Genomic DNA, 16588 nt, shown 5'->3' on the forward strand with positions numbered 1-16588 from the left:
GTACCGATGACCGAACTGACCGACCTGGTGGCCGACGTGCTCCGGATCCCGGCCACCGAGGTGACCGAGGAGACCGGCGCCGCGACCACCGCGGCCTGGACCAGCCTGACCCAGGTGCAGATCGTCGCCCGGGTGGAACAGGAGTACGGCCTGCGGCTCACCGCCCGGGAGGCGCGGGCCTGCCGCTCCGTCCGCGCGCTGCGCGACGTGCTCGCCCGCGACGGACGGGAGAAGGCGTCATGACCGGGCCCGCACCCCGCGTAGTGGAGGCGCTCAACCGGGCCCTGCACCGGCTCTTCGACGAACGGCCCACCCTCCACCTGCTCGGCGAGGACGTCCTCGACCCCTACGGCGGCGCCTTCAAGGCGACCCGCGGCCTGTCCACCCGCCACCCCGACCGGGTGCTGACCACACCGCTGAGCGAGGGCGGCATCGCGGGCGTCGCCGGCGGGCTGGCCCTCGCGGGCGACGAGGCCGTGGTCGAGATGATGTTCGGCGACTTCGCCGCGCTCGCCTTCGACCCGGTGCTCAACCTGATCTCCAAGTCGGTGACCATGTACGGCGAGCGGGTGCCGATGCCGGTCGTGGTCCGCTGCCCGGTCGGCGGCAACCGCGGCTACGGGCCGACGCACAGCCAGAGCGTGCAGAAGCACTTCCTCGGCATCCCGAACCTGGCGCTGTACGAGACGACGCCGTTCCACGACCCGTACGCGCTGCTGAAGGAGGGCCTCGACCGGGGCCCGTCGATGCTGTTCGAGGACAAGGTCCTCTACACCCGCCGGCTGTACCGCGACGGCGTGGTGGACGGGCACTTCGCCTTCCAACTGCTCGGCGGCCCGGCCGGATGGGCGCACGTCGCGCCTGCGGACGGCGGCCCCGCCGACGTCGTGCTGCTCTGTCCGGGCGGCATGGCGCACCGGGCCATCGAGGCCGCGCACCTGCTGCGCGAGCGCGGCGCCACCGTCCACCTGCTGGTCCCGGCACGGCTGCACCCGCTGGACCTGGAGCCGGTGCTGCCGCTGATCACCGGCGCCCGGCTGGTTGCCGTGGCGGAGGAGAGCACCGAGGGCGGCACCTGGGGCGCCGACGTCGCGGCCCGGATCCACCGGCAGGCGTGGGCGGAGCTGCGCGCCCCCGTGCTGCTGCTCTCCTCGGCCGACTCGGTGGTGCCGACCGCGCCGCACCTGGAGGCCGAGGTGCTGCTCGGGGCGGCGCGGATCGCGGCGGAGCTGGGCCGGGCGCTGCCCGAGGTCACGCCAACTCCGTTGAGGCCGGAGGCTGTTGAGGAAGCCGGGCGGCTCGCCGGGGTGCCGGTGGTGATGCCGAAGCTCAACAACAACGACACCGCCTACCTGGTCCTGGAGTGGCACGTCCCCGACGGCGGGTACGTCGAGGAGGGCGAGCCACTGCTGGACGTGGAGACCTCCAAGGCCGTCGAGGAGATCACCGCCCCCGCGTCGGGGTACCTGCGGGTGCTCGCGCAGACCGGCAGCGAACTCGGGGTGGCGGAGCCGCTGGCCGAACTGTTCGCCGCGCCGCAGGACGAACCGGCTCCGGCCGAACTCCCGGCCGAGGAACCGGAGTCGGCCGCGCCCGCCGACCGCACCTACCGGCTGGACCGGGTCCAGCAGGGCACCGCGGCCGTCGTCACCCGGGCCCACCGCGAGGTGCCCGCCGCGTTCGCCGCCGTCGAGGTGCGGGTGGACGCGGCGCTGGAACGGCTCCGGGCGGTGTCCGAGGAGACCGACGCCGAGGTAGGCCTGCCCGAACTGCTGGTCCGGGCGGTGGCCGCCGCCCGGCCCGCCTTCCCGCACCTGTTCGGCACCCTGCTGGACGAGCGGACCGTGGAACTCGCCGAACGCGCCGACATCGCCGTCACCGTCGACACAGGGAACGGCCTCTACACGCCCGTCCTGCGCGACTGCGCCGCCCGACCGCTCGCCGAACTCGCCGACGACCTCATGGAGTTCAGGCTCAAGGCCTACCGGGGCGAGTTCACCGCCGGCGAGCTCTCCGGCGGCGCCCTCACCGTCTCGCTGAACCTCGAACCCGGCGTGCTGCTGGTCCGGCCGATCGTGATGTGGCCCCAGCTGTGCATGGTCTCGATCGCCGGCCCGGTGCGCCGCCTCGTCCCGTCCGACGACGGGCCGGTGGCCGCGAACGTCGTCACGCTCGGCCTCGCCCACGACCACCGGGTGGTCAACGGCCGGGACGCCGTCGCGTTCCTGCGCACTGTCGCCGAGGGCCTGAGCGACCCCCAGCAACTCGCCAAACTCACCGAATGAACCAGACCAGGAGAGGAGTGCCAGTGGACTACGGGTTGACCGCCTTCGGCGTCGCCACCGGGGAGAAGGCCGCCGTCCGGGACGTCGTCGCCGAATACACCGAGGACGTCGAGCGCGTCCTCGGCTACGGCTACCGGCACATCCACCGGGCCCGGCCCGAGGTGAGCGTCACCGACCTGGCGATCGAGGCGGGCGCGAAGGCCCTCGCGGGTGTCGAGCCGCGCGACGTGGACCTGCTCGTCGTCGCCCTCACCGACCTGGCCGACCACCTGTACTGGGACGCGGCGGCCCGGGTCCAGTGGGCCCTCGGTCTGAGCCGGGCCGAGGCCGTGCTGGTCGACCAGGGCTGCGTCGGCGGCGTCACCGCCCTGGACACCGTGGCCGGACGCTTCGCCACCCACCCCGACTACCGCACCGCGCTGGTGATCGGCGCCAACCGCACCGTCGACGCCTACTGGAACCGGCTCGACACCCACTCGCTGCTGTTCTCCGACGGCGCCGCCGCGGCCGTCGCCGTGCGCGGCGCGCCCGGCCTTCGCTGGCGGGCCTCCTACGCGGAGAGCGACGGCCGCTACGCCGACTTCTTCCGGATGGACATCGGCGGCGCCCGCCGGCCCTTCGCGCCCGGCACCGAGACACCCGCCGTGCGCGACGCGTGGGACGTCGTCGAGCACTTCGGCAACGACGCCGAGGAAGTCGCCGCGTTCGCCGAGGAGATCGACGAACGCACCGCCCGCGCCGTGCACCGCGCCTGCCGCCGGGCCGGCTGCGCCGAGGAGGACCTCGCGCGGCTCGTCCTGCTCAACGACAACGCCCGCGTGCTCGCCGCACAGGCCGCACTGATCGGCGTGCCGCTGGAGCGCACCAACGCCGAAACCGCCGCCGAGAACGGGCACTTCGGCGCGGCCGACCACCTGTTCTGCCTGGCCAGGCTGGAGGAGACGGGCGCACTCGCGCCCGGCGACCTCGTCGCGCTCGCGGCCAACGGCCGGGGGATGCACTGGGCCTGCGCCGTCCTCGAACGCTGACCCGCACGAACCTCCCACCCGCTCACCGGACAGATCGGAGCGAACCACCCCATGGACCGTCCCCGCGCCCGGAACGTCCTCACCGCGGCAGCCGTCGCCGCCGCCACCCTGACCCTGGCCTCCTGCTCGACCGCCACGCCCGCCACCGACCAGGCACACCCCGACGAGCCACCGGCCTGCAAGATGCTGCGGCCCGTCTCCGTCGAACTCGGCCTCGGCGAACCCTCGGTGAGCGGGCTGAGCGACCGCGGCTGTTCCTCCTACAAGTACCGCTTCGGCACCCTCACCCTGATGCTGGACGACCGCCCGCTCGCCGACGCCGCCACCGGCGACGGCACCCGGACGGAACTGCAGTTCCACGGCAAATCCGCGGTGATGCTGATGGGCGCCCTGAACGGCGTCTGCAAGGTGTTCCTGGACAGCGGCGAGCACTCCAGCATCGAGCTGCGCCTCGGGCGCACCACCGCGATGACGCCGCAGGTGTGCACCGACGTGAAGACGGCGGCCGAGAAGGTCGCCGCCCGGCTGCCGGGCGCCGTTTCCTGACCCGCGGGTACACCGTGGCCCGGTCGCCGAAGTCGGCGGCCGGGCCACGGTGTGTTTCGGGGGCTCAGTCCAGCGAGCGGGTGACGGACACCATCGCCGCCTCGCCGAACGCGGCCACGCCGAGGGCCGGCGGGCGCGGCCCGGCGAGCGGTGTGCCGTCCGGTGCGGGCAGGCCCGGGGTGCGGTCGATGACCTTCAGCGTGGCCGGGCCGGGCCCGAGGTCGAGCAGCAGCCCGGCGCCGTCCGCCGGTACCCGGTGGATCCACAGTTCCCACGGCGGGTTCCCGGCCGGGGTGTCCGCGTGCCACCCCGGCACGCCGTCGAGCGCGTAGCCGCGCACCGCCGCGCCCGTCACCAGCAGCACCAGCTCGGGGGCGCCGCGCTTCGACACCGCCCGGACGGAGACCCGCCGCCCGTCCCCCGGCCCGCCCGGGACGGGCGTCACGGTGACCTCCGGCGCCGCGAGCGGCAGCACCGGCGCCCCGGCCCGCCGGACGGGGACGCGCCAGCCGGGCCAGAGGTCGGCGACGGAGACCGGATCGGGGTCCGGCAGCAGCCGGTCGCTCCAGGCGTCCGGCGGCGAGTCGCTCAGCCAGGTGGCGGTGCCCCGGTCGGCGTCCAGCAGGTACAGCGCGTTCGCCCGTTCCCGGTACGGCTGCGGCGGCGGGATCAGCGCACCGGCCGCGAGGACGGCGGCGGCGACGAGCGCCGCCGCGGCCGGAACCAGCGGCCGCGTGCGCCGGGGCAGCGGCGGCAGGACGGGCGGCAGCAGGGCCGTCATCAGGGCCGCGACCGCCACCGGAACGGCCACCAGGCCGAGCCCGAGGGCGTCGGTGAGCAGCGGCACGAGCGGGACCACCAGCAGGCCGAGCGGGAGGACGGCGAGCGCGGCGCCCGCCACCCGTCCGGCCACCGTCGCACCGGCGCGGGAGGTGAGCAGGGCGGCGGCCGCGACCAGCCCGAGCGCGGGCCAGGTGAACACGTGGCTGCCGCCCGGCAGGACGACGGCGGAGGCGCAGGCCAGCAGCACCCAGAGCGCGATCGCCCCGGCGGCCTGGTGGCGGGCGTCGATCCGGCGCCGGGCGAGCAGCGCGGCGGCCGCGCCCAGGGCGAGGGTGAGCAGCAGGAACCCGGCGAGCGCCAGGCCGTGGTCCGCGATGTCGCCGTAGGCGCCGAACTCGGCGTGCCGGGAGGCCACCAGGGGTGCCAGCGCGAACGCGGCGCCGGCGGCGAGCAGCAGCTGGCCGAGGGCCAGCGCCAGCCCGGCGGCGGTCCGGGCGAGCGAGAGGCCTGCCCGGGCGCGCAGCCGCAGCAGCAGGAACAGCCCGAGGGCCGCGGTGGCGAGCGCGGCGGGCAGTGCGGAGCCGGCCGGGTAGGCGAGGTACAGGCCGGCCGCCTGGAAGTAGACGGAGTCGCCGGAGGGCGGGTGTGCGAGGTCGGCGGAGCCGAGGGCGCGGGCCAGGCCGAGCGCCTGTTCGCCCTGGTGCTGGACGGTCGCCGGGTCGACCCGGTCGGGGGTGTCGTCGGCGCTGTGGTACGCCGTGTAGCCGTCCAGGTAGGCCAGGTTGAGGCCCTGGTGGCCGGCCTGCTTGAAGACGGTGAAGTCGGTGAGGTTGGGCAGGTAGCCGTAGGCGGCGTCGAGCAGCGAGCTGGTGCGGGCGGACGGCACGTGGCCGGCGAGCGTGTCGACCAGCCAGGCGGCGTCTGGGCCGGTCTCGAACATCAGACTGGGGCCGCGGCTGCCGCGGGCCTCGAAGTTGAGCACCAGCGCGTCGGGCGGCAGGAACTCCGGGGCGTCCACCAGGGCCCGGGAGCCGAGCAGGCCGCTCTCCTCGGCGTCGGTGAAGACGAACAGGACGTCGTTGCGGGGCGCCGGTCCGGCGCGCAGCGCGCGGGCGGTCTCCAGCAGGACCGCGACCGGGACCCCGGCGTCGTTGGCGCCGGGGCCGGCCTCGGTGGAGTCGTAGTGGGTGACCAGGGCGATGGGCCGGGTGTTCGCGGAGCCCGGCAGCCGGGCGACCACGTTGTCCACCCGCAGTCCGGCGTAGCGGGAGTCGGCGCCGGTGGGGGAGAGGTCGGGCATGTGGGCGACGGACGAGCCGGTCTGCACCCGGGTCTCCAGGCCGAGTTCGGTGAGCTTGCGGACCAGGTCCGCGCGGACCTGGGTGTGGGCGGGGGAGCCGCTGGGGCGCGGCTCGGTGGCGATCGCGCGGACCTGGTCGACGGCGCGGGCGGCGGAGAAGCTCAGGGCGGGCGCGTTCTCGTCGCGCGGGGCGGGCAGCCGGTCCTGCCAGGCGGTCAGGGCCGCGCAGAGCGCGGCGAGGACCAGGACGGTGACGGGGAAGGCCCAGCGGGCGGCCGGCGCGGGCGAGCCGCGGCGGGGCGGGCCGGGCGGCGCCCCGGTGGGGGTGACGGGTTCGACCGGCGTGAGGTCAGACCGCTTGACTGTCATAGACGGTGGGCTCCTCGCGGCGGCGGTACGGTCGGTGGCTGTCATGGGCGGGCTCGCGCCGGTGGAACACGGCGTCGGCGATCTGCTCGGCGACGTCCCGGCCGATCGCGGCGCCGAGTTCGGCCTCGGCGCGCTGCCGGGCGTGGTCGCGGACGAGCGGGTTGAACGCGTACTGGGGGCCGTCGGCGACCTCGCCGGGGGCGACGGTCAGCAGGTGCTGGCCGACCAGCTGGTCGAGCAGCCGCTGGGTGTCCTCCTCCGGCCGGTCGGCGACGGCGTAGGCCACGTACTCCGGGATGGAGGCGAGTTCGCACAGGCTGAGCCGCAGCCAGAGCCGGTAGCCGCCGAGCGGCAGCTGGTCGAGGGTGGAGGCCAGCCGGGCGCCCATGTCCAGGGAACCGATGGAGAGTTCGGCGATCCGGTCGCGGCTGCCGGTGAGCCGGTCGACGAAGCTGCGCAGGCTGTGCCGGGGGCGGGCGCGCAGCCGGGCGCCCGCGGCCCGGATGGCGAGCGGCAGGCGGCCGCACAGGTCGACGATCCGCCGGGCGCTGTCCACCTCGGCGAAGACCCGTTCCACGCCGACGAGCGAGGCGAGCAGGTCCACCGCCTCGTTGCCGGGCAGGCCGTCGAGGCAGTACTCGGTGAGGCCGGGGATCTTGAGCAGGCTGGTGCGGCCGGTGCACAGGACGGCGCTCTCGCCGCTCGGCAGCAGCGCCTCGTAGCGGGTGCTCTCGGAGACGTCGTCGAGCACGATCAGCAGCCGCTTGGAGGCGGTGACGCTGCGGAACAGCGCGGCACGGGCGGCGAGTCCGGCGGGGATCCGCTGGACGGGGACGCCGAGGGCGTCGAGGAAGCCGCGCAGCACCTCCTGCGGGGGCACCGGCTCGGACTGGCCGCGCAGGTCCGCGTAGAGCTGGCCGTCGGGGAAGTGCTGCTGGAGGCTGTGCCCGACGTGCACGGCGAGCGCGGTCTTGCCGGAACCGGCGCAGCCCACCAGGGCGATCACCCGGGGGGCGCCGACGGCCTGTAAGTCCCAGCCGATCCGTTCGGAGATGTCGCTTCGGCCCGCGAAGTCGGTGACCCGGGGCGGAAGTTGGGCGGGGGTCTTGTCGGGCCGCGGGGTCCGGTGGGCGGTGGGCGGGGGCGCCACGCCCTCGCCGGCCAGGATCTGCTGGTGCAGTTCCTGGAGCCGGGCGCCGGGTTCGAGGCCGAGCTTGGTGATCAGCGCGTGCCGGCCGGCCCGGTAGACGTGCAGCGCCTCGGCCCGCCGCTGGGACTGGTAGAGCGCCGTCATCAGCTGCGCGCAGAGCCGCTCGCGCATCGGGAACTCGGCGACCAGCGGCTTGAGTTCGCTGATCAGCTCGGCGTGCCGGCCGAGCGCGAGCCCGACGTCCAGCCATTCCTCCAGGACGGCGAACCGGCGTTCCTCCCAGTGCGCGGCCACGGTGTAGGTGAGCGGGCCGGAGAGGTCGGCGAGCGGCTGGCCGCGGAAGAGCGCGAGGGCGCTCTGGTACTCGTCGGCGGCGTCCTCCAGGTGGCCGGCGGCGGCGAGGTCGCGGGCCCGCCGGACGGTCTTCTCGAAGGCGTCCGCGTCGAGGTCCTCGGCGCCGAGCCGGATGCGGTAGCCGCCCTGTTCGGTCTCGATCAGGTCGACCGGGGCGCCGGCGGCGGCGAAGGCGTTGCGCAGCCGCCAGACGCAGGTCTGGATCTGCTTGTCGGCGGTGGCCGGTGGTTCGGCGCGCCAGACGGCGTCGATCAGCGAGCTGACCGGGACGATCTTGTTGGCGTTGAGCAGGAGTACGGCGAGGACGGTCAGCTGGCGGTTCCGTCCGACCCGGACGGTGTTTCCGCCAATGACGACCTGTAAGGGGCCGAGAATTCGAAATGATATGTCGCGGCCATTGCGATGGGTTTCCTCGGTGAAAAGGCCGGACGTCGGGGAGAGAGCCTTTTGCTGCATCGGAGCCAATCCTCCACGGGTGCGTGGGATACACGGCCGAAAAGGGATCCTAGAATGGACAAGCTGTCATGTCCATACCCGGGTTGGCACCTGACTCCGTCAACTGACGTAGTGTCAACGATCAGTGAGGTTCCCTGCATGAAGCAGGTTGGCGTGGGGTAGGTCGATGGCCGTGGCTCTCCGGCTTTGCTCGTCCTGATCCATCACTTTACCTTCCAGCTGCCTGCGGCGCCGCTGGTTGTTCGTTTGTTCGAATCGGTCGGATGTCAATTCCGCGTGCCGGAGATCGCCATGCCCCGAAGCGCCTGTGAGTCAATCTTTCCGCCCGGAGTCCGGGGCAGTGCGGGCAGCACCACGATGTGGTCCGGCCGCATCGGCGCGGGCAGCGACTCGGCGAGCGCCCGGCGCAGCAGGGCGGCCGCACCGGCGGCGCCCGACGCCCCGCCGTCCGGCGCCGCGGGCCGCAGGGCCACGAACGCCACCAGCCGCTCCGCCGCGCCCTGCCCGTGCAGCCGCACGGCACACTCGGCGACCGCCGGATGCCGGCCCACCGCGGACTCGACCTCGCCCAGCTCGATCCGGTACCCGCGCACCTTCACCTGGTGGTCGACCCGCCCGAGGATGAGCAGCCGGCCGGTGGGCGACCACAGACCGCGGTCCCCGGTCCGGTAGAGACGGCGGCCCGGCGCGAACGGGTCCGGCAGGAACCGCTCCGCGGTGAGCGCGGGCCGGCCGTGGTAACCGAGAGCCACCCCCGGGCCGCCGAGGAAGATCTCCCCGGCCACCCCCGGCGGCACCGGCCGCAGCTGCGAATCGAGCACATGGACGCGGTAGTTGGGCACCGGGCGGCCGATCGGGATCGCCGCCCCCGCCGCCTCGGCGGGCCCGCACCGGTGCGTGGTGGCCCACACCGCGCACTCCGTCGGCCCGTAGTCGTTGAACAGCGGGGCACCCGGACAGCACCGCAGGTGCTCGGCCACCAGGTCCGCGGTGAGCGGCTCGCCGCCGACCGCGACCATCACCAGGCGGGCCAGCGCCGCCGGGTCCGCGACCTGCAGCAGGATCCGGTAGTGCGAGGGCACGGCATGCACGTGGGTGACGGCGGCCCGCTCCAGCAGGCCGCGCAGGGCGTGCGGATCGTGCGCCTCGGTCTCGGTCGGCAGCACGACCGCGCCGCCGTTGGCCAGCGCCCAGAACATGCCGCCCGCCGCGCCGTCGAAGCACAGCGGCGGCAGCACCAGATCCCGCCCGGGAGCCGGACCGGCCGCGGCCCGGGCGGCCGTGGAGGCGACGATCGCCCCGTGGTGGACGGCGATGCCCTTCGGCGCGCCGGTCGAACCGGAGGTGTAGATGACGTACGCGGTGTCGTCCGGCGTCACCCGCACCAGCGGGGAACGGGCCGGAAGCCCGGCGGCGTCGGCCGGGCGGAGCAGCGGCACCGGCAGGTCGAAGCCAGGGGGTTCGTCCGCGATCAGCGCCAGGGCGCCGGAGTCGCGCAGGATGTGGCGGATACGCTCCGCCGGGTGGGTCGGCTCGATCGGGAGGTACGCGGCGCCGGCCTTCAGCGCGCCGAGCATCGCGACCACCGAATCGGCGCTGCGCCCGGCCATCAGCGCCACCAGCGAACCGCGGCCGATGCCGTGGCGGTGCAGCAGCGCGGCCAGGCGGGCGGCCCGGGTGTCGAGTTCCCGGTGCGTCAGTTCCCGCTCCCCGCAGACGACCGCGACGGCGTCCGGGGACCGCTGCGCGTGGCGCCCGACGAGGGTGTGCAGACAGGTGTCCTCGAACGGGAGGTCCGCGCCGCGCGACCAGGCGCCGAGCTCGGCGTGCTCGCGCTCCGCGAGACCGGTGACGGTGCGCACCGGACGGTCGTCGAGGAGCGCGGCGAGGACGGCGAGCAGCCGGTGGGCGAACGCCGCCGCCGCCTCCTCCTCGAACAGGCCGGTGTCGTAGTCGAGTTCGAGCCCGTCGGGGCCGAGCAGCACCAGCAGCTCGTGCCGGCTCACGCCGTCGGCGACCCGGACGGGCGTCACCTCGAACGCGCCGATCCGCGCCGGCACGCGCCGCGGGGCGGCGGCCACCGCGAGCGCCGCCCGGGTTTCCGGTCCGGCCGGTGTGCCGGCGGCGACGGCCCGCACGGCGGCCCGGAGCGCGGCGGAACCGGAGCCCGCCTCGTCCACCGCCAGCCGCACGGCCACCGGCTCCGGGCCCGCGACCAGCAGGTCGGCCTCGGCCGGTCCGCCGCAGCGGGCCAGCAGGATCGCCGAGGCGGCGGCCAGCGCCGCCTCGGCGGACACCCCGGCGGCCCGCAGCCGGGACGCGAGGTGTCCCGCTTCGACGTGCACGGTCGCCGCGTACCCGGAGGGCGCGGAACCAGTGCGCAGGACGGTGGGAAGTTCACCGAACCCGGCCGGATCGGCAGCTGCCAGCTCCGGAGCCGCCGTCTCGGACGGGTCCAGCAGCCATCGCAGCAACCGCTCCGGCTCCGGAGCGACCACGATCAGGAGGAACCGGTCCGCGGCGAGCCGGGCCAGCAGCACCCGGGCCTCGCCGTCGTCCGCGCGGGAGGCGGCGAGCTCGTCGCGGACGAGCTCGCCCCACGCGTCCGTCTCCCCGCCCGCCGCCGGGTCGTGCACGGTGAGCCGCACCGGCGGCCGCAGCCCGGCGATCCGGGCCCGCAGGGCGCGGACGTCCGGCGGGCCGGTGACGAGCCACGTGCCGATGGCGAGGGCGGGGTGGTCGGACACGGTTCCTCCTGATCGTGAGGGGATTCAGCGGGGTCGGGCCGCCGTCACCGCAGGATGCGCTCCTCGGGAGCGTTCCGGTGGTCGCGGGACTTGCGGAGGTCCCGCGTGACGACCGCCTTCTTCAGCCACCGGTCGGTGCCGTCGAAGCGCGCCTCGAACGCGCTGCGCCCGTGCACCGCCCGGTAGTTGTCGACCACCAGCAGGTCCCCGGCGCCCAGCGCGACCCCGACCAGGTGCCGTTCCAGTTCGCCGGTCAGCGCGGTGAGCGCCGCCGCCGCCTCCCGGTCGCCCGGCACCGGCGACATGAACGCCGGGTCCACCCGCAGGTACGGGCGGTCCGGGTCGCCGAACAGCACGGCGCACGGCTCCGGGTCCTCCTCCATCCGCTGGATCGGGTGGAGCCGCCCGGTGCTCTCGGTGAGCGACCGCGCGTACTTGAGGTGCTCGGTGTCCGGGCGGATGAGGAACCGCCGTTCGGCCAGCACCGCGCGGTGGCGCGGCGTCAGCTCCACGTCCTCGATCCCGGACACCACGGTCGGCACCGCGTCGTGGTTGCGCAGTCCGAGCAGCAGCAGGTAGTCGCAGCGGTACGGGTGGAAGCCGTCCTCGGTGTGCCAGGCCAGCTCCACCGTCCCGTGCCCGCTCTGGTCCTTCTCGTGCTGCGGGATCGGCAGCACGTCGTGGACCAGGCGGCCGTCCTGCAGGGTCGACCAGCCGAAGATGTCGCCGAGGTGCGCGGTGGCGAGCACCAGGAACACCTCGTGCGCGGCGACCGCGGCCGGCCGCTCCGTCTCGCGCCAGTCCAGCGGCGTCGGGCCGATCGAGGTGTTGTCCACCTTGAGCCCGCGCACCACCAGCGCCGACGCCGACTCGGCGGTCCGGAACGCCCGCAGCTCCCGGACCAGCCGCGCCGGCAACTGCTGCGCCAGCGCGGGCAGGTCGTCGAGCAGGGCTGGAGCGGTACTGGACCCGTACTCGTGCAGCACGGACCGGCTGAGCGTGGCGAGCGCCGCGCCGTCGGCCGGAGCGATGTCCAGGCGGCGGATCACGGGCGCTCACTCGCCGGCGGCACCACCACGTCCTCGGGCGCGGGCAGGTAGCCGCCCTCGACCAGGAAGCGGAAGCAGTCGTGCGCCCACTCCTCGTTGACCGGCGGGCAGGCGATGCCGGAGCCCTCCAGCGCCTCGGTGAGCACCCGGCACTCGTCCTGCGGGTTGATCTGCTTCTGCAGCTCCGGGTCGAGCGCGGCGTGCCGCATCGAGGCGACCCGCAGCAGCGGCGTCATCGGGAACAGGATGTGGTCCTCGTCGACGCCCAGCGCCCGCTGGCGGGCGTCCTCCTCGTCGACGACGTTGAGGTCGTAGCCGAAGGACCGCAGCCACTGGTAGCACTGGGTCATGGTGGTGGGCGCCGGGTTGGTGATGTTGAAGTTCTTGCCGAAGTTCTCCGCCCGCAGCGAGGTGTAGACGATGGCCTGCGCCGTGAAGTCCACGGGCACGGCGTTGATGACGTCGTTGTAGAGCGGCAGGACGCCCAGGTCGAGGAAGCCCCGCAGGTACACGTACAGGTAGTCGGTGTGGTGCGAGGCGCCGGTCTGGGTGTGGCCGGTGATCATCCACGGGCGCTGGACGGTGACCGGGATGCCGCGGTCGCGCGCCAGGTAGACGATCTTCTCGGCGAGCCACTTGCTGCGCGGGTAGCCGGTCGGGATGCGGATCGGCCGGCCGTCCAGGTCCTCCTCGGTGAACGGACGCTCGGCGCCGGTGCCCATGAACACGTCCACGCTGGAGACGAAGTGGACGGACTTGAGCGTCGTGGTGGTGGCGAGCCGCAGCACCTCCTTGGTGCCCTCGACGTTGGCCGGACGCGCCGCCTCGTACGGGTAGGTGAAGTTGACCACCGCGCCGCTGTGGTAGATCGCGTCGAGCAGGCCCGCGTAGGCCGCGAACTCGTGCTGGTCCAGGCCGAGCCGGGGCTTGGCGAGGTCACCGACGACCATCCGCATCCGGGAACGGTAGGACTCGTCCCACGCGGAGTAGGTGCGCAGGGTCTGCTCCATCCGCTCCCAGGCCGCGTCCTCGTTCTCGGCGCGGATCAGGCAGTGCACGGTGGCCTCGGTGCGCAGGATCAGCTCCACGGCGAGGAACGCGCCCAGGTAGCCGGTGGCACCGGTGACCAGGACGTGCCGGGGCGCGAACCACTCCGCGTGCGGGAGGTCGCCGGGGGCGATCTCCTCGGGCAGCGTGATCTCCGCGTGCAGCTCGGCGAGCTGCTGCGCGTACAGCACCTCGCTGTCGATGTTGTCGCGCTGGCGGCGGTCCTCCTCGATGGCCTGCGCGATGCCGGCCACGGTGGGCACCCGGAAGATCTGCTCGACCGGCAGGGTCACGTCGTGCTCGCGGGACAGCTGCGCGGTCAGCCGCGCCACCAGCAGCGAGTTGCCGCCGAGCTCGAAGAAGTCCGCGGTGGCGCTGATCTGGGACAGCCCGAGCAGCGCGCAGAACGTCTCGGCGATCTCCGCCTCGAGCTCGCTGCCCGGCTCGACGAAGTCCTCGGTGCCGAGGTCCGGCGCGGGCAGCGCGGCGGTGTCGATCTTGCCGTTGCGGGTGAGCGGCATCTTCTCCAGCGTGACGAACGCGCTCGGCACCATGTAGTCCGGCACCTGCGCCAGCACGTGCTTGACCAGCGCCTCCTTGGTCAGCACCCGGCCGACCACGGGCACCGCGTACGCCACCAGCCGCGGCACGCCCGGCTGGTCCTCCCGCGCGATCACCGCGGTCTCGGCGACCAGCGGGTGGCGCAGCAGGACGTTCTCGATCTCGGAGAGCTCGATCCGGAAGCCGCGGATCTTCACCTGGGTGTCGGCCCGGCCGAGGAACTCGATGGTGCCGTCCGCCCGGTAACGGGCGAGGTCACCGGTGCGGTACAGGCGGGCACCGGGCTGCTCGGAGAACGGGTCGGGCAGGAAGGCCGCCGCCGTCATGCCGGGGCGGTTGACGTAGCCGCGCACCACGCCGTCGCCGCCGATCCACAGCTCGCCGGGCACGCCGGGCGGCACCGGGTTGAGGCGCTTGTCCAGCAGGTGGATCCGGGTGTTCGGGATGGGCCGGCCGATCGGCACCCGGCCGCTCTCGCCGTCCTTCGCGGTCACCGGGTGCACCGACGCCCAGACGGTCGCCTCGGTCGGGCCGTACTCGTTGAACAGCGCGACGCCGGGCGAGCGGCGGAAGTGCTCCCCGACCAGTCCGGGCGGCAGCACCTCGCCGGCCAGCACGGTGGTGCGCACCGACGCGAACGCCTCCGGCGCGGACTCCAGCAGCACCGAGTACTGCGAGGGCACGCCGTCGACGTGGGTGACCTGCTTGTCCTGGATCAGCGCGCCGAGCAGCCGCGGGTCGAGCACCTCGGCCTCGTTCGGCACCACGACCGTCCCGCCGCGGCGCAGCGTCCAGTACAGGCCGCCGCCGGAGGCGTCGAAGGTGAACGGCGCGAGCACCAGGTAGCGCTCGGGCAGGCCCGGGCCCTCGCAGGCGGAGCGGGCCAGGGTGGAGTGCACGATCTGCCGGTGCTCGACGGCCACGCCCTTGGGGCGGCCCGTGGAGCCCGAGGTGTAGATGACGTACGCCAGGCTGTCGGGGGCCGGGCGCACGGCGGGCCGGGTGACCGGGCCCGCCGGGTCGGCGGTCGGGACGGGCAGCGTGCGCAGCGCGGGCACCTTCGCCGCCAGCGCGGCGAGCGCCTCCGCGTCACCGGTGACCAGGCCGATCCCGGCGTCCGTGGCGATGGTCGCGATCCGGTCCGCCGGGTACGACGGGTCGAGCGGGACGTACGCGGCGCCGGCCTTCAGCACGCCCAGCAGGGCGACCATGGTGTGCACCGAGCGGTCGGCGAGCACACCGACCGGGGTCTCCACCCCGACGCCCTGCGCGGTGAGCTCGGCGGCCAGCGCCTCGGCGCGCAGGTCCAGCGAGGCGTAGGAGAGTTCCGCGGTGCTGGAGGTGAGCGCGACCGCGTCCGGGTGGGCGGCGGCGGCCTGCTCCACCAGCTCGTGCAGCAGCTGCGGGGCGTCGTGCTCGGTACGGGTGGCGTTCCAGGCGGCCAGGTGGTCGCGCTCCTCCCGGCTCAGCAGCGGGAAGTCCGCGAGCGGGCGGTCGGGCTCGGCGAGCGCCGACTCCAGGAGCAGCAGGGTGCGCTCCAGCAGCCGGGTGACGGTGTCGCGGTCGAACAGCGCGGTGTTGAACTGCGCGCGCAGCGTCAACTCGCCGTCCCTGCGCACCGCGTACAGGTCGATGTCGTGCGGCGTCCAGGTGGTCGGCAGGTCGAGCGGGCGGGCGACCGCGCCGGGCAGCTCGCGCGAAGCCCACTGCTCCTCGAAGCCGAACAGCACCTGGAACAGCGGGGTGTGGCTCAGGTCGCGGGTCGGCCGGGCCGCCTCGACGATCTGCTCGAACGGCAGCCTGGCGTGCACCAGCGCCTCCGCCAGCACCGACTCGGACCGGCGCAGCAGGCCGGTCAGCGACTCGCCGGCCTCCAGCTCGAAACGCAGCGGCAGGGTGTTCTCCAGCGGCCCGACCAGGCCGCCGTCACTGTCCTGCCAGGCCGGCGGCACCGGCACACCGACGGCGAAGTCCTGCTGCTGGGCGTGCCGGGCGAGCGCCGTCACGTACCCGCTGAGCAGCAGCTCCGGCAGGGTGGTGCCGGTCGTGGCGGCGAAGTCGCCCAGCACGGTGTGCAGGGCGGCCGGCACCGGCACCGACACCGCGTCGGCCTCGATGGTCTTCACCGGCGGGCGCGGCCGGTCGGTGGGCAGCTCCAGCGTGGTCAGCGCGGCCGTCCGGGCCCGCCAGAACTCGATGTCCTTCTCGGCGTCGTCGCTCTCCAGCCAGGCACGCTGGGCCGCGAACACGGCGGGCAGGTCGACGGCGGCGGCGGTGGCCGGAGCGTCGGCGCCGTCCAGCAGCGCCGCGTACCGGGTCAGCACCTCGTCGGTGAGCCGGCGCACCGACGGGCGGTCGGCGACCAGCTGGTGGACGGTCAGCAGCAGGACGTGGTCCTCGGCGCCGAGCCGCAGCAGGCTGGCCCGCACCAGCGGGCCCTGCGCCAGGTCGAAGCGGCGGCGGCTCTCGGCGGCCGCGACCCGGGCCAGCTCCTCGTCGAGCCGCTCCGGGTCGAGCTCGACCACCGGCAGGCGCAGCGAGGCCACCGGCTTGACGGTCGCCAGCGGGTTGCCGTCCACCGTGCGGAAGGTGGTGCGCAGCACCGCGTGGTGCTGGACGGCGGCCGCGAGCGCCTGCTGCAGCACCGCCGGGTCGGTCCGGCCGGTGAGCCGGACGGCGTCACTGGTCTGCCAGGGGCGCTTCTCGTCGAGCTGGACGAGCAGCCACAGCCGGCGCTGCTCCAGGGTCAGGTTGCTGGTGAAGGCGTTGGCCGAGCCGTCGAGCAGGCCGGCCAGGACCGCGCGCTTCTCGTCGGGCGTCAGGGCGGCGGTGCCGTCGTGTGTGCTCATGTGGGGGGACTCCCGTCCTCGGTGTCGGTGGCGCTGTCGGTGACCGGTCGGTGGCGCTGCCGGC

General features: G+C 74.6%; 9 protein-coding genes. 4 read left to right on the plus strand and 5 right to left on the minus strand.

Annotation, left to right across the window (positions count from 1 at the left end):
• Positions 1–6 precede the first annotated feature (6 nt).
• The 4 genes from ACFYS8_RS34660 to ACFYS8_RS34675 are packed head-to-tail and all read left to right on the plus strand — an operon-like array spanning position 7 to position 3859.
• Positions 7–243 (plus strand): acyl carrier protein, encoded by a 237-nt coding sequence (locus ACFYS8_RS34660; RefSeq protein ID WP_387649111.1) that lies wholly within the window; start codon positions 7–9, stop codon positions 241–243.
• Positions 240–2285 carry a 2-oxo acid dehydrogenase subunit E2 gene (locus tag ACFYS8_RS34665; RefSeq protein ID WP_387649114.1) on the plus strand — a complete coding sequence of 682 codons (2046 nt, stop codon included), beginning with the start codon at positions 240–242 and terminating at the stop codon, positions 2283–2285. Before ACFYS8_RS34660 ends, ACFYS8_RS34665 begins: the two co-directional genes overlap by 4 nt.
• Positions 2282–3313, plus strand: coding sequence for a 3-oxoacyl-ACP synthase III family protein (locus ACFYS8_RS34670; protein ID WP_387649116.1), 1032 nt, complete (start codon positions 2282–2284; stop codon positions 3311–3313). The genes ACFYS8_RS34665 and ACFYS8_RS34670 overlap by 4 nt, the downstream gene beginning before the upstream one ends.
• 51 nt (positions 3314–3364) lie before the next feature.
• Positions 3365–3859, plus strand: coding sequence for a hypothetical protein (locus tag ACFYS8_RS34675; protein ID WP_387649119.1), 495 nt, complete (start codon positions 3365–3367; stop codon positions 3857–3859).
• A gap of 64 nt (positions 3860–3923) precedes the next feature.
• On the opposite strand, the gene ACFYS8_RS34680 is transcribed toward ACFYS8_RS34675, so the two are convergent.
• The 5 genes from ACFYS8_RS34680 to ACFYS8_RS34700 form a co-directional block, all read right to left on the minus strand.
• The gene (locus ACFYS8_RS34680; RefSeq protein WP_387649122.1) at positions 3924–6311 is read right to left on the minus strand and encodes a M28 family peptidase; all 2388 of its coding nucleotides are present in this window, start codon (positions 6309–6311) and stop codon (positions 3924–3926) included.
• Positions 6292–8271 carry a BTAD domain-containing putative transcriptional regulator gene (locus ACFYS8_RS34685; protein WP_387649125.1) on the minus strand — a complete coding sequence of 660 codons (1980 nt, stop codon included), beginning with the start codon at positions 8269–8271 and terminating at the stop codon, positions 6292–6294. The genes ACFYS8_RS34680 and ACFYS8_RS34685 overlap by 20 nt, the downstream gene beginning before the upstream one ends.
• Positions 8272–8537: 266 nt before the next feature.
• Positions 8538–11018 (minus strand): amino acid adenylation domain-containing protein, encoded by a 2481-nt coding sequence (locus ACFYS8_RS34690; protein ID WP_387649127.1) that lies wholly within the window; start codon positions 11016–11018, stop codon positions 8538–8540.
• Between the two features lie 44 nt (positions 11019–11062).
• The gene (gene gntD, locus ACFYS8_RS34695; RefSeq protein WP_387649130.1) at positions 11063–12067 is read right to left on the minus strand and encodes a guanitoxin biosynthesis L-enduracididine beta-hydroxylase GntD; all 1005 of its coding nucleotides are present in this window, start codon (positions 12065–12067) and stop codon (positions 11063–11065) included.
• A complete protein-coding gene (locus ACFYS8_RS34700; RefSeq protein WP_387649133.1) occupies positions 12064–16524 on the minus strand; it encodes an amino acid adenylation domain-containing protein in 4461 nt (1486 codons plus the stop codon). Before ACFYS8_RS34700 ends, gntD begins: the two co-directional genes overlap by 4 nt.
• Between the last annotated feature and the right edge of the window lie 64 nt (positions 16525–16588).

The sequence above is a fragment of the Kitasatospora sp. NPDC004615 genome (genome assembly GCF_042873545.1).
Lineage (GTDB): Bacteria > Actinomycetota > Actinomycetes > Streptomycetales > Streptomycetaceae > Kitasatospora.